Source organism: Telluria antibiotica (assembly GCF_011682055.1).
In the GTDB taxonomy this organism is placed as follows: Bacteria; Pseudomonadota; Gammaproteobacteria; order Burkholderiales; family Burkholderiaceae_D; genus Telluria; species Telluria antibiotica.
This window is the reverse complement of record NZ_JAAQOM010000017.1, coordinates 33843-46188: the sequence shown is the minus strand read 5'-3', so window position 1 is coordinate 46188 and position 12346 is coordinate 33843. Positions and strand designations below refer to the sequence as shown.

Genomic DNA, 12346 nt, shown 5'->3' with positions numbered 1-12346 from the left:
GATCCGCAGGATCAACAGCTGGCCGGCTCGCCTTCCTCGTCGAGACCGGCAATGAAATTGGCGATCTCGGCAAGGGCCTGGCCCCTGCAGGCACACGTATCGCGTGCATTCGGTTCCTGCAGGGCTTGCGCCGCATGCAGGCGCCTGACCGTCGTCGGCACGCCCGACTGGATCAGTTTGCCGCCGTAGGCTTCCGCTTCGTCGCGCAGCGGATCGTCCTCGATCGACAGGATCAAGGCCGGCGGCAAATTCTTTAAACGGCTCGACTGCAGCGGCGATGCATACGGATGGCTGCGGTCGGCCGCGTGCGGCAGATAACCCCGGTAGGCCGCGGCGCATTCGTCGAACACCTTGGCCTTGTCGGGGCACGTCGGCATCTCGCGCATCGAGCACGTCGACAGGCCCGGGTCGAGCATCGGCATCAGGAGGATCTGGCCGGCCAGTCGCGGCGCGCCCCGATCGCGCGCCATCAGGGTGCACACGGCGGCGAGGTTCGCGCCCGCCTCGATGCCTGCCACCAGCATCCGCTTGCCTGTCCAGCCGAGCTTGGTCTTGTTCTTCTTTGCCCACGTCAGCACGGCATGCGCGTCTTCCGCGGCGGCCGGGAACGGTTTCACGGTTGCCAGCGTATAGGTCGACGACAGCACGACCGGATAGCCGCTCGCCACGGACAGGTGGCGCAGGAACGGATCGGCATCTTCCAGGTCGCCGTCGACGAAGCCGCCGCCATGGAAGAACACGATCAGCACGTCACGCCTGCCGTCGACAGCGGCCTTGTACAGGCGCGCCGCCAGCGGTCCTTCCGCGCCCACGACCTGCAGGTCGCGCACTGCCAGCGTGTGGCCATCCTCGGCCTTGCGCGCGACGCTCATCGATTCACCTCGTTGGCCGCGACCAGCACGGCGGGGAGCTCGTTCGCATCGCATTGCTCGCCCGTGGCGACGACGTGGAACAACGCATCGTATCCGCGCGCCTCGGCAACGGCCGCATGCGCGTACTCGTCGGTGAGTACCGTGCCTGCCATGGCCACTACGCCGAGTATCAGCCCGAACACTGCCGCGATTGCATCGCGATGCGTTTTCATGATGCTCTCCTGTCGTTGGGTTTTACAAATCTCGAAACTATCAGCTACCGTAACGACATCATAGACTTCAACTACAATCCAATAAATAGTCCATTTACGAATCCATTGTTCAGATTTTTGAACAATCACGCATTCTCACCATTTATATGATGCCTATCCGGGTATCCTGATCGACAAGGTTGTGTCATGAACAAGCTACAAGCCATGGAAGTCTTCGTGCAGGTCGTCGATGCCGGCAGCTTCACGCGTGCGGCCGAGATGATGAACCTGCCCAAGGCGACGGTGTCGACGCTCGTGCAGTCGCTCGAGGGAGCGCTGTCGGCCAAGCTCTTGCACCGGACGACGCGCCAGGTGACAGTGACGACGGACGGCGCCGCCTATTACGAACGCTGCCTGCGCATCCTGTCCGACGTGCGCGACGCGGAGGAATCGCTGTCGCGCACCCGCCTGTCGCCCAGCGGGCGGCTGCGCGTGGACGCGCCGACGGGCCTCTCCAGCGAAATCCTCGTGCCCGCCCTACCCGCCTTTTTCGAGCGCTATCCGGACATCATGCTGGAGCTGGGCAGTTCCGACCGCCCCGTCGACCTCGTCGAGGAAGGCGTCGACTGCGCCGTGCGCGGCGGCGCATTGGCCGACACGAGCCTGATCGCGCGGCGCGTCGGCGTCATCAATTTCGTCACGGCCGCGTCTCCCGCGTACATCGCACGCCACGGCATGCCGCAGCACCCACGCGACCTCGAACGCCACCGCTGCGTGAATTACTTCTCGGCCAAGACGGGCAAGATCTATGACTGGGACTTCAGCCGCGGCGACGAGCGCTTCGACGTGCCCATGCGCGGCGTGGTCGCGCTGAACGATTCCAACGCCTATGTGCAGGCGGGGCTCGCGGGCCTGGGCGTGATCCAGATGACGGACTACATGCTCGACAAGTACGTGGAGACGGGCCACATGGTGCAGGTGCTGGGCGACTGGCGCAGCGACCCGGCGCCGGTCCACGTCGTGTATCCGCAGAACCGCCACCTGTCCGCGAAGGTGCGCGTGTTCGTGGAATGGGTGGCCGAATTGTTCGCCGCGAATCCGTACATGCACATGGGCGCCGTGCCCCGCACGACAGCGCCGACGGCGCCATTGCTGGTGCCGCTCACGGCCCAGGGCCAGGTGTAGAATCGGAGACATAACAACGAACAGGAGACCCGGATGAACCCGCCGCGCACCATCGACGTGCTGCTCGACCAGTACAGCGACAGCCACCGCAATCCGACCAACGAGCTCATCCACTTCGTGTGCGTGCCCGTGATCGTGTTTACGTTGCTGGGCATCCTGTGGAGCATCCACGCGGCGCTCGCCGTCGCAGCGGTCGTCGCGGCGCTCGTGTATTACTTCCGGCTGTCGCCGCCGTTCGCGTTCGGCATGCTGTTGATGAGCGCCGTGATGCTGGCCCTGCTGGCGCTGATGCCGGCGGGAACCGTGCTGCCACTGTCGATCGCGATCTTCGTCGTCGCGTGGATCGGCCAGTTCATCGGGCACAAGATCGAAGGCAAGAAACCGTCGTTCTTCGACGACCTGCGCTTCCTGCTGATCGGTCCCCTGTTCGTGCTGGGCTTCCTGTACCGCCGTTTTCACGTCGCTTATTGACGCCAGTCTATTGACACTGCTCGACAGCGAAGATTTGCGCGCCAATAACGGTACGGGAACGGTTAAGCTAGGTCAATCCGACCGCATTGGAGTCTTGAACATGAAACGATACGCCATCCTCGCCCTGCTGCCGCTGACCGCGCTGCTCGGCGCCTGCGCGGGCCCGTCGAACTCGGCCAGCGTCTACAGCAGCGCCCAGACGATGAATGAACAGATCGTGCGCATGGGCACCGTGGAATCCGTCCGCAACGTCACCATCGCCAACCCCGAATCCGGCGTCGGCACCATGACCGGTGCCGCGCTGGGCGGCCTGGGCGGTTCGCAGGTCGGGCACGGCAACGGCTCGGCCGCCGTCGGCATCATCGGCGCCGTCGCGGGCGGCATCATCGGCAACCGCGTCGAGAACCAGGCCAACAACCGGCCCGGCTTCGAAATCACCGTCAAGCTCGACAACGGCGAACTGCGCTCCATCACGCAGGCCGCCGACGAAATGTTCCGGCCCGGCGAACGCGTGCGCCTGCTCAGCAACGGCTACACGACGCGCGTGACGCACTGACATCGGCCACCGGCCACGACGGATGAGGGATCGCGATATACTTTCGCGATGCCCTCCTACGTCCTGTTCTCCATCGCCTCCCTGATCTGGGGATCGACATTCTTCGCGATCACGCTCGAACTGGGCGAAGTCCCGCCCGCCGTCTCGGTTGTCTACCGCTTCGCGCTTGCCTCGCTGACTCTATTCGCGTTCTGCCTGCTGCGCGGCGACAAGCTGCGCCTGCCCTGGCGCGCGCAACGCTGGCTCCTGCTGCAGGGCTTCTTCACGTTCTGCGTGTCCTACGTCTGTACCTATAACGCCGAACAATACGTCGTCTCGGCCCTCGTCGCCGTGCTGTTCGCGCTGATGGTGTTCTGGACGCCGATCCTCTCGCGCCTCGCCTTCGGCACGCCGATCCCGCGCCGCACGTGGAGCGCCGGCGCGGCCGCGATCGGCGGTGTCACGCTGCTGTTCTGGCATTCGCTCGCCAACGCGCTACGCGAGCTGCACGCGGGCGGCCAGGACCATTTCATCTTCGGCCTGCTGATCGGCATCGTCGCGTCGATCGCCAGCGCGGCCGGCAGCATCGTCGTCGGCAAGGTGCGCGAGGAAACGAACAACCTGATGCTGTCGACTGGCTGGTCGATGTTCTGGGGCACGTGCATGGTCGCCGTCTGGTGTCTCGCGACGGGCCAGTCCTTCATCATTCCGCGCACGGCCAGCTACGTGCTGGGCCTGCTGCACCTGTCCATCTTCGGCTCCGTCGTCGCGTTCATCTGCTATTTCACGCTGATCAACCGCATCGGTTCGAACAAGGCGGTGTATATCGGGGTCATCACGCCCGTGATCTCCGTGCTGCTGTCGATCAAGCTGGAACACTACCGTCCCGGCCCCGCCGAATGGCTGGGCATGGCCGTCTGCCTGGGCAGCGTCGCCTGGGCCTTGCGCGCGCCGGCCGCAAAACCTGCAACACCCGTCAACCTCAACGATGCAATCGAAACAACGCCATGACTCTTGATTCCACCTTCGCGATCCGCCCCGCCACCCCGGCCGACGTCACGCACATCCAGTCGATGATCGTCGAGCTGGCCGTCTTCGAAAAACTCGAGCACCTCGTCGTGGCGACGGAACAAAAATTGCACGAAGGCTTGTTTGGTGCGCATCCTGCCTGCGAAGCCATCGTCGGCGAGGTCGACGGCGAAGTCGTGACGTTCGCGCTGTTCTTCCACAATTTCTCGACCTTCCTCACGAAGCGCGGCCTGTACCTGGAAGACCTGTACGTGCGGCAAACGCACCGCGGCCAGGGCTACGGCAGCCGCATGCTGAAGCACCTCGCGCGCCTGGCCGTCGAGCGCGGCTGCGGCCGCTTCGAGTGGTCCGTGCTGGACTGGAACACGCCGGCAATTAATTTCTACAAGTCCATGGGCGCCGAGATCCTGCCCGACTGGCGCATCTGCCGCGTCACGGGCACACCGTTGACGGCGCTGGCGGAAGGTTGAAAAGAAAAAACCCACGGGCTGCGTGGCAGCGCCGTGGGTGAACCCATTCGTCGGATGGGGAGGGGAGACTTGAATCCAACGGCTTCAATATAAGCCGCACGCCACCGCATTTGCAGGTTCCTTACAAATGCTTACCTCGGTAACAGAATGGTTGGATTCGGTCGACCGGACGCGATTGAGTGATCACAAATGCAAGTGCGCGTCGAGCGGGACAATGTGGCCAACGACGAGGACACGGACATGAAAACGCCGACAAAACCGCACAGCAGGTCGATCACCCGATGGGTCTACCGCGCCTGGCTGCGTTCCCGGATCGACACTTATACCCGCAACCTGCACGCGATCGCCGTCCAGCGCGAAAACGACTTTCACGCGGAACGCATCCTGCACCGCGCGATCTCCACCACACGTTCCAAGCTTCAGTCGCTGTAGCGCCGCCGCGCCAGCACGCGCTCGACCAATTCGAACGCGGCCTGCGTCAGCAAGGCCAGCAACGCGGCCGGGATGGCGCCGGCCAGCAGCATGTCGTTATCGTTCAGCGCGAGACCCGTCGTGATGCGTTCGCCGAAGCCGCCCGCGCCGATGAATGCGGCGATGGTCGCGGTGCCGACGCTCATCACGGCGGCCGTCTTGATGCCAGCGAGAATCGTCGGCGCGGCGAGCGGCAACTCGACCTGCAGCAGCGATTGCCGCCGGGTCAGCCCCAGCGCGAGCGCTGCCGTGCGCAGTCCGACCGGCACTTGCAGCAACCCCGTGCACGTATTGCGCACGATCGGGAGGAGTGCATACGCGCACAGGGCGACGAGGGCCGGGATCGTGCCGATACGGCCGAGCAGCGGGATCAGGATCGCCAGCAGGGCCAGCGACGGCACCGTCTGCAGTACGCCCGCCACGGCCAGCACGACCTGGCGCAGGCGCGGCACGAGCGCGGCCACGATGCCGAGTGGAATGCCGGCGATGCAGCCGAGCAGGACGGCGAACACGACCAGCAGGAGGTGTTGGCGCGCTAATGCCGCGAAACCATTACCGAAAGTTTTGGTGAGCAGCCCATCACGCGTAGGGTGGACGGGTCTCCCGTCCACCCTACCCAGCCACGTCTTCGCAATGGCCGCGAAACTCTGACCATCCAGCTCGGCCGCCGCGTTCATCGCGATCATGTCGTCGGCCTTGATGCTGCCCTCCAGTCGCTCGATCGCGCGCCATGCCTGGGGGAAGCGCTGCGGCACGTCGAGCCGGTACAGCAGCACGGCATCGTAGCGCGGGAAATAGTGCTTGTCGTCATCCAGCACGCGCAAGCCGTACTGGCGGATCTTTGCGTCCGTCGAATAGATGTCGATGGCATCGACCTGCCGCTGCGCCAGCGCCTCGTACGCAATGCCGTGGTCGAGGCCACGCGGCTGCTGCACCAGGCCGTAGCGCCGCGCGAGGCCGGGCCAGCCGTCGGCGCGGCCGAGGAATTCGTGCGACAGGCCGATCTTGATGGCCGAATGCGCCGCCAGGTCGGACAGCCGACGCAGGTCCACGTCACTCCGCACCGCGAGCGCGTAGCCGTTGGAAAAACCGAGCGGCACGGCGACACCGAGGCCCAGCGGACGCAGCGCCCTGCGCATCGCATCAAGCGACGTCGGTTGCGGATTCTTGAGGATTTCCAGGTCGATGGTGCCCAGGTATTCGGGATAGACGTCGATCGCGCCCGAACGCAGCGCGCTCAGCACGATGGCCGTGTTGCCGAGGCCCTGCTTGTGTTCCGCCGGTCCCGTGCGGGCCGCCGTCTGCGTGAGGATCTCGCCGAGGATGTACGACTCCGTGAAGCGCTTGGAGCCTACGCGCAACGGTTCACCCGCGTGGGCGGACGACAGGATGCCGGCGCAGGCCAGCACCAGCATGGCAAATCTCAGCATGCGGCTTCCGTTGGCGTTGTGGATCAGCGGTCAGGATAACCGATCGCGCCACACGCCGGCATGGACGACACCCCGGCACGGATTTGCGCCGATCGCATACGCCAGGTCGGCCGGGCGAGCGATGTCCCACAGGGCAAAGTCCGCGCGCTTGCCCGCTTCGAGCGTGCCGGCGTCCACAAGGCCCAGTGCACGCGCCGCGTGGACGGTCACGCCGCGCAGCGCTTCCAGCGGCGTCAGGCGCCACAGGGTGCACGCCATGTTCATCGCCAGCAGCAGCGACGTCATGGGCGACGTGCCGGGATTGCAGTCCGTGGCGACGGCCAGCGGCACGCCCGCTTCCCGTAACGCGGCGAGCGGCGGCATGCGCGTCTCGCGCAGGAAGTAGTAGGCGCCGGGCAGCAGCACGGCGACGGTGCCCGCCTGCGCCATCGCGGCCACGCCCTCGGGCGACAGCCATTCAAGATGGTCGGCCGACAGGCCGCCATACCGCGCCACGAGGGCCGCCCCCTGCTGGTCGGACAACTGCTCCGCGTGCAGCTTGACGGGCAGTCCGAGCCGGCGCGCCGCGTCGAACACGCGCGCCGTCTGGTCGTGCGAAAAGCCGATACGTTCGCAGAACGCGTCGACGGCATCCACGAGGCCTTGCGCCGCCAGGGCCGGCAGCATCTCCGCGCACAGCATCTCGACATAGGCCTCGGCGCGGCCCGCGTATTCCGGCGGCAGCGCGTGCGCGCCGAGGAACGTCGTGTGCACGGTCACGGGCAGCAGCTCGCCCACGCGGCGCGCCACGCGCAGCATCTTCGCTTCGGAGTCGACGTCGAGGCCGTAGCCGGACTTGATCTCCAGCGTCGTCACGCCCTCGGCGAGCAGCGCGCGGATGCGGGGTAGGCTGGCGCGCAGCAGGTCGTCCTCGGACGCCGCGCGGGTGGCGCGCACGGTGGACATGATGCCGCCGCCCGCGCGCGCGATGTCCTCGTAGCTGGAGCCGTTCAGCCGGGCTTCCCATTCGTCGCTGCGGTTGCCCGCGTAGACGATGTGCGTGTGACAGTCGACGAGGCCGGGCGTCAGCCACCGGCCGTCGCAATCGTGGATGGCGGCCGCCCGCGGGGCGCCGGCGCGCTGCCCCACCCATGCGATGCGTCCGTCGCGCACGGCCACGGCGCCGTCCTCGATGACGCCATAGCCGTCCACCAGCGTGGCCAGCCGGGCATTCACGTACAGGACGTCGGCCACGTCACTCATACGCGCCGTCCTCGTGCTCCAGATCGTTCTCGTCGTCGTAGTAATGGATGTCGACGATGAAGATGGCGCCCTGCTCCGCGCGCAGCTTCCACGTCGTGTCGGGGTCGATCACGACGGCGTCGAAGCGCACGAGGTTGATGCGCTGGTCGTCGCTGCACAGCTCGAGGCTGTCGCCGTCGGCGAGGAACAGCACGGTGACGTCGGCGCGCGCGACGAACGTGGAGTCGCCATCGAGCTGGCGGCGGCCGAAGCGGTGCCAGCAGCGGTCGGTGCGGGTCATGACGTTGAAGTCGGTACTGGCGCCGCGGTTCAGCTTGGCCTCCACGCGCGACTCGCCGTCGAACGCGACGATGGGATCCACCTTCGACAGCAGGGTGGGCTCGCCGTCGATGTCCAGGGTCATGCCGTGGCCGTCGACGAGCACCAGCGTGCGCTCGATGCCGGGGAAGGCGGAGAACGGACCGTCGGCGGCGACGGTGGCCAGGCTTACGCGCCAGTCGAAGTCGTCGAAGCCGGCATCGGGCGGGAACACGGCGATCTCGGTCGTGCTGCCGCCGCCGTTCTTCCACGACACCGGTTCGAGGTTCGCAAACGGAATCAGCATCGTCATGACTTGCACCTCATCGTCGTTCGAAACGGAAGCGATTGTCGCATCAATACGCGTGCAATGTGCGCACGGCGGCCTTGTAGCGCTGGGCGATGGCGTCCTGCGCCATGTGGCGGCCGCCCTGCACCACCCAATGCCCGCCCGCCAGCACGTCGCGCACGAGGTTGTCGTTGCCGCTGAACAGGAAACGCCCGAGTACCTCGTGCGGCGGCACGCCATCCAGGTTCGGATGCGCACTGTCCAGCACGAGCAGATCCGCGCGGCGGCCGGGCGCCAGCACGCCGAGCCGGCGCCCGGTCGCCTGCGCGCCGCCCGCCAGCGCGCCCTGCCACAGGAACGTGCCGACGTCGCGCTCGGCGCCATCCACGGCGATGTTGCGCCGTTGATGGGCGAGGCGCTGGCCGTATTCGAGCCAGCGCAGTTCTTCCACGGGGCTTTGCGACACATGGCTGTCGCTGCCGATCCCGAAGCGGCCGCCGGCCCCGACATACGGCGCCAGCGGGAACAGGCCGTCGCCCAGGTTGGCTTCCGTCGTCGGACACAGCCCCGCGATGGCGCCGCTGGCCGCGACCCGGTCGCGCTCGCCGTCGGACAGATGCGTCGCGTGCACGAGGCACCAGCGCGCGTCGACGTCCGTGTGGTGCATCAGCCAGTCGACGGGACGCATGCCCGTGGCCTCCAGGCATTGCGCCACTTCGAGCTGCTGTTCCGCGATGTGGACGTGCAGCGGCCGCCCGGCCGGCAGCGCCTGCACGAGCTCGCGCAGCTGGCCGGCGGACACGGCGCGCAGCGAGTGCGGCGCCGCGCCCACTTCCAGCTGCGGCCCGCGCAGGGGTTCCAGCGCCTCCACGATGCGCAGCACCTGGGCCGGGTCGGTACGGAAGCGCTCCTGGTCCTCGCGCAGCGGCGCGTCGTTGAAGCCGGCATACGCGTACATCACGGGCAGCAGGGTCACGCCGATGCCGGAGTCACGCGCGGCCTGCGCGACGCGCTGCGCCGTCTCGGCCGGGTTGCCGTATTCATGGCCGCCGGGTGCCCGCTGCACATAATGGAATTCGCAGACGGACGTGTAGCCGTGACGCAGGCATTCCGCATACAGCTGCGCGGCGACCGCTTCCATCTGCTCGGGCGTGATGCGGTTGGCGACACGGTACATCAGGTCGCGCCACGTCCAGAAGCTGTCGAGGCTCTCGCCCGCCCGTTCCGTCAGGCCGGCGATGGCGCGCTGGAACGAGTGGGAATGCAGGTTGACCATGCCCGGCACGACGTAGTCCACGCGCGCCACGCCGAGCGGCGGCGACGCCTCCGGCGCGACCTTCGTCAGATCGCCCCGCACGTCCCATTCGAGCAGCACGTCGCGCTGCCAACCATTGGCAAGCAGCGCATGGCGCGCGAATAACGCGTTCACGCGTGCCCTCCCGCACGCGCCCAGGCGATGGCCGCCTCCAGCAGGTCACGCAGCAACGGCTGCACCTTGCCGGCGACGTCGGGCAGGTAGTCGAACGGCGGCGCTTCGTCCATGTACACGCACTGGCACATCTCGAGCTGGATCGCATGCACGCCGGCGGCCGGATCGCCGTAGAAGCGCGTGATGTGGCCGCCCTTGAAGCGGCCGTTGAACACGAACGAATAACGGTCCTGCGCTTCGGCCACGCGCATCATCTCGCCCTGCAGTTGCAGCGAGCACGATTTCCCGTCCGCCGTGCCGAAATTCAGGTCGGGCAGGCGGCCCTCGAAAAAGCGCGGCACGACGGACGCGATCGAGTGCGCATCCCACAGCACCACCTGCCCGTGCAGCGCCAGCAGCCGGTCGAGCTCCGCGCGCAGCTGGCGATGGTACGGGCGCCAGTACTGCTCGAGACGCCGTTCGATCTCGCCGGCGTCCGGCTCATGCCCCTCCTGGTACAGGCGCTCGCGCCCGAACGTGTCGACTGGACACAGGCGCGTCGTGTCCTGGCCGGGATACAGGTTCGTGTCCTCGGGCGGACGGTTCAGGTCGATGACGTAGCGCGACCAGCGCGCGGACAGCGTCGATGCGCCGAGGCTGTCCGCGAACGCGTACAAATCGGGCAGATGCCAGTCGGTGTCGGCCCGCGCGAGCGCGCACGGCGCCATGTGGGCCGCGATGTCGTCGGGAATGTCGGTGCCGGCGTGCGGCATCGACAGCAGCAGCGGTACATGCCCCGGCTTGAACCTGAAATCCATCGTGACTCCTGCTTAAAGCTAATCTCACCAAATACCGCCATGTCGTCTGCTCATGGTGGGCACGGGGTGCCCACCCTACCGGTCCCTGTCAGTGCAGCGCGGCGAACAAGTCCTTGCAGGCGGCGGACAGCGCGCCGTCCATCACCATCCGGCGCGCCGCTTCGATGTCCGGCGCGAAGAACCGGTCTTCGTCGAACGCCGGCACTTGCTCGCGCAATTTGGCATGGACATGTTCCAGGTGGCTCGAACTCGTCAGCGGGCGGTGGAACTCGATCCCCTGCGCCGCCGCCAGGAGCTCGATGCCGACGATGACACCCGTATTGTGCGCCATCTGGCCGAGACGGCGCGCCGCGAACGTCGCCATGCTCACGTGGTCTTCCTGGTTCGCGGACGTGGGCAGGCTGTCGACGCTGGCGGGGTGCGCCAACGACTTGTTTTCCGACGCCAGCGCCGCCGCCGTCACGTGCGCGATCATGAAACCGGAGTTCACGCCCGGCTCGCGCACGAGGAACGGCGGCAGGCCGGACAGCGTGGAATCGATCAGCAGCGCGATGCGGCGTTCGGCCAGCGCGCCGATCTCGGCGATGGCCAGCGCCAGCGTGTCGGCCGCGAACGCGACGGGTTCCGCGTGAAAATTCCCGCCGGAAATCACCTCGCCCGTTTCCGGGAACACGAGCGGGTTGTCCGTGACGGCGTTGGCTTCGATGAGGAGTGTCCGGCCGGCCTGGGCGATCAGGTCCATCACGGCGCCCATCACCTGCGGCTGGCAGCGCAGGCTGTACGGGTCCTGCACGCGCTCGTCGCCGACGAGGTGCGACGCGCGGATCGCGCTGCCCGCCACCAGCTGGCGATAGATCTTCGCCGCCGCGATCTGGCCCGGCTGGCCGCGCACTTCGTGCACGCGCGGGTCGAACGGTGCGTCGCTGCCCCGTGCGGCGTCCAGCGCCAGGGCGCCCGTCACCATCGCCGCTTCCAGCAGGCGCTCGGCAAGGAACAGGCCGTGCAGCGCCAGCGCCGTCGACACCTGCGTGCCGTTGATCAGCGCAAGCCCCTCCTTTGCCGCCAGCACGACGGGCTCGATGCCGGCCGCCGTCAGCGCGGCGCGTGCGTCCATGATCTCGCCGCGCATGCGCACTTCGCCGACGCCCAGCATCGCAAGCGTCATGTGCGCCAGCGGCGCGAGGTCGCCCGAGGCGCCCACCGAGCCCTGGCAGGGAATCGCTGGCATGATGCCGGCGTTGTAGAGGGCGATCAAGGTGTCGACGATCAGCGGCCGCACGCCGGAATAGCCGCGCGCGAGGCTGCCGATCTTGGTCAGCAGGATCAGGCGCACGACGTGGTCCGGCAGGTAGTCGCCGGTGCCCACGGCATGCGACAGGATCAGGTTCTGCTGCAACTGTTCGAGCTGCGCCTGCGGGATGTGGCGCTTCGCGAGCAGGCCGAAGCCCGTGTTGATGCCGTACGCAGGATCGCCCTTGGCGACGATGGCCTGGATCGTCGCGGCCGACGTCTCGATCGCGGCATACGCCCCGGGGGCGAGAGTCAACTTGCCGGGCGTGCCCCACGCGGTGCGCAGGTCGGTCAGCGCCAGGGCGCCGGGTTGCAGGGTCAGGTGGTGGTCTTGGGTCATCATCTCGA

The 12346-nt window shown here is 67.2% G+C and carries 14 protein-coding genes; 6 read left to right on the top strand and 8 right to left on the bottom strand.

All coding sequences use genetic code 11. The features are described 5' to 3' along the window. Positions 1–11 precede the first annotated feature (11 nt). Positions 12–872 carry an alpha/beta hydrolase gene (locus HAV22_RS24405; RefSeq protein ID WP_166862704.1) on the bottom strand — a complete coding sequence of 287 codons (861 nt, stop codon included), beginning with the start codon at positions 870–872 and terminating at the stop codon, positions 12–14. Further along, positions 869–1084 (bottom strand): hypothetical protein, encoded by a 216-nt coding sequence (locus tag HAV22_RS24400; RefSeq protein ID WP_166862702.1) that lies wholly within the window; start codon positions 1082–1084, stop codon positions 869–871. The genes HAV22_RS24405 and HAV22_RS24400 overlap by 4 nt, the downstream gene beginning before the upstream one ends. A 186-nt stretch (positions 1085–1270) precedes the next feature. Here HAV22_RS24400 and HAV22_RS24395 point away from each other — a divergent pair, with 186 nt between their 5' ends. The 6 genes from HAV22_RS24395 to HAV22_RS24370 all read left to right on the top strand — a co-directional run bounded on the left by HAV22_RS24395 (position 1271) and on the right by HAV22_RS24370 (position 5185). Beyond that, positions 1271–2248: a LysR family transcriptional regulator gene (locus tag HAV22_RS24395; protein ID WP_166862700.1), complete on the top strand. Its 978-nt coding sequence runs from the start codon at positions 1271–1273 to the stop codon at positions 2246–2248. Between the two features lie 33 nt (positions 2249–2281). Further along, entirely contained in the window at positions 2282–2719 is a 438-nt protein-coding gene (locus HAV22_RS24390; protein WP_166862698.1) for an Mpo1 family 2-hydroxy fatty acid dioxygenase, read from the top strand. Between the two features lie 100 nt (positions 2720–2819). Next, entirely contained in the window at positions 2820–3275 is a 456-nt protein-coding gene (locus HAV22_RS24385) for an outer membrane lipoprotein (protein WP_166862696.1), read from the top strand. A 48-nt stretch (positions 3276–3323) separates the two neighbouring features. Beyond that, positions 3324–4265: a DMT family transporter gene (locus HAV22_RS24380; protein ID WP_166862695.1), complete on the top strand. Its 942-nt coding sequence runs from the start codon at positions 3324–3326 to the stop codon at positions 4263–4265. Then, positions 4262–4753: a GNAT family N-acetyltransferase gene (locus HAV22_RS24375; RefSeq protein ID WP_166862693.1), complete on the top strand. Its 492-nt coding sequence runs from the start codon at positions 4262–4264 to the stop codon at positions 4751–4753. The genes HAV22_RS24380 and HAV22_RS24375 overlap by 4 nt, the downstream gene beginning before the upstream one ends. 189 nt (positions 4754–4942) lie before the next feature. Further along, on the top strand, positions 4943–5185 hold the full coding sequence (locus tag HAV22_RS24370; protein WP_229421401.1) for a hypothetical protein: 243 nt from the start codon (positions 4943–4945) through the stop codon (positions 5183–5185). On the opposite strand, the gene HAV22_RS24365 is transcribed toward HAV22_RS24370, so the two are convergent. From HAV22_RS24365 to hutH, 6 genes are all read right to left on the bottom strand, one after another. Beyond that, positions 5173–6639, bottom strand: coding sequence for an ABC transporter permease/substrate-binding protein (locus tag HAV22_RS24365; protein WP_166862916.1), 1467 nt, complete (start codon positions 6637–6639; stop codon positions 5173–5175). The two genes, HAV22_RS24370 and HAV22_RS24365, sit on opposite strands and share 13 nt — an antisense overlap. Positions 6640–6684: 45 nt before the next feature. Continuing rightward, positions 6685–7896: an imidazolonepropionase gene (gene hutI / locus HAV22_RS24360; RefSeq protein WP_166862691.1), complete on the bottom strand. Its 1212-nt coding sequence runs from the start codon at positions 7894–7896 to the stop codon at positions 6685–6687. Continuing rightward, a complete protein-coding gene (locus HAV22_RS24355) occupies positions 7889–8506 on the bottom strand; it encodes a HutD/Ves family protein (protein WP_166862689.1) in 618 nt (205 codons plus the stop codon). The genes hutI and HAV22_RS24355 overlap by 8 nt, the downstream gene beginning before the upstream one ends. Positions 8507–8549: 43 nt before the next feature. Further along, positions 8550–9911 carry a formimidoylglutamate deiminase gene (locus HAV22_RS24350; protein ID WP_166862687.1) on the bottom strand — a complete coding sequence of 454 codons (1362 nt, stop codon included), beginning with the start codon at positions 9909–9911 and terminating at the stop codon, positions 8550–8552. Continuing rightward, a complete protein-coding gene (hutG, locus tag HAV22_RS24345) occupies positions 9908–10708 on the bottom strand; it encodes an N-formylglutamate deformylase (RefSeq protein ID WP_166862685.1) in 801 nt (266 codons plus the stop codon). Before hutG ends, HAV22_RS24350 begins: the two co-directional genes overlap by 4 nt. An 88-nt stretch (positions 10709–10796) precedes the next feature. Beyond that, on the bottom strand, positions 10797–12338 hold the full coding sequence (gene hutH / locus HAV22_RS24340) for a histidine ammonia-lyase (RefSeq protein WP_166862914.1): 1542 nt from the start codon (positions 12336–12338) through the stop codon (positions 10797–10799). Between the last annotated feature and the right edge of the window lie 8 nt (positions 12339–12346).

Coding starts and splice junctions, on each gene's coding strand:
- HAV22_RS24405 (WP_166862704.1), bottom strand. CDS start 872: ATGAGCGTCGCGCGCAAGGCCGAGGATGGCCACACGCTGGCAGTGCGC.
- HAV22_RS24400 (WP_166862702.1), bottom strand. CDS start 1,084: ATGAAAACGCATCGCGATGCAATCGCGGCAGTGTTCGGGCTGATACTC.
- HAV22_RS24395 (WP_166862700.1), top strand. CDS start 1,271: ATGAACAAGCTACAAGCCATGGAAGTCTTCGTGCAGGTCGTCGATGCC.
- HAV22_RS24390 (WP_166862698.1), top strand. CDS start 2,282: ATGAACCCGCCGCGCACCATCGACGTGCTGCTCGACCAGTACAGCGAC.
- HAV22_RS24385 (WP_166862696.1), top strand. CDS start 2,820: ATGAAACGATACGCCATCCTCGCCCTGCTGCCGCTGACCGCGCTGCTC.
- HAV22_RS24380 (WP_166862695.1), top strand. CDS start 3,324: ATGCCCTCCTACGTCCTGTTCTCCATCGCCTCCCTGATCTGGGGATCG.
- HAV22_RS24375 (WP_166862693.1), top strand. CDS start 4,262: ATGACTCTTGATTCCACCTTCGCGATCCGCCCCGCCACCCCGGCCGAC.
- HAV22_RS24370 (WP_229421401.1), top strand. CDS start 4,943: ATGCAAGTGCGCGTCGAGCGGGACAATGTGGCCAACGACGAGGACACG.
- HAV22_RS24365 (WP_166862916.1), bottom strand. CDS start 6,639: ATGCTGGTGCTGGCCTGCGCCGGCATCCTGTCGTCCGCCCACGCGGGT.
- hutI (WP_166862691.1), bottom strand. CDS start 7,896: ATGAGTGACGTGGCCGACGTCCTGTACGTGAATGCCCGGCTGGCCACG.
- HAV22_RS24355 (WP_166862689.1), bottom strand. CDS start 8,506: ATGACGATGCTGATTCCGTTTGCGAACCTCGAACCGGTGTCGTGGAAG.
- hutG (WP_166862685.1), bottom strand. CDS start 10,708: ATGGATTTCAGGTTCAAGCCGGGGCATGTACCGCTGCTGCTGTCGATG.
- hutH (WP_166862914.1), bottom strand. CDS start 12,338: ATGACCCAAGACCACCACCTGACCCTGCAACCCGGCGCCCTGGCGCTG.